Origin of the sequence: Streptomyces sp. NRRL F-5126, assembly GCF_000721265.1 — a bacterium.
GTDB lineage: Bacteria > Actinomycetota > Actinomycetes > Streptomycetales > Streptomycetaceae > Streptomyces.
In genome coordinates, this window is the sequence record NZ_JOFZ01000164.1 from 1 (window position 1) to 209 (window position 209).

1 pseudogene is annotated in these 209 nt (G+C 69.9%); it reads right to left on the reverse strand.

Annotation, left to right across the window (positions count from 1 at the left end):
- Nucleotides 1-209, reverse strand: a pseudogene (locus IH48_RS0132840) (RraA family protein); the annotation flags it as partial.

Here is a 209-nt window from a genome sequence, read left to right on the forward strand (position 1 = left end):
CCCCGTCCGCGAACACGTAATCGCCCGGTCTGACAGCGACCCCACCGACCACGACGGGCCTGTTGGCCTCGAATGGGGTGATGGTGTCGCCGCCCCACTTGAGAGCCTCTCCTCGGCAGTACACGGCGAGGTCGTAGCCGGAAAGCTGGTCGAAGTCCCGGACCCGCCCGTCGGCCAGGACGCCGGAGAGGCCGCGCCCCACAAGGCGT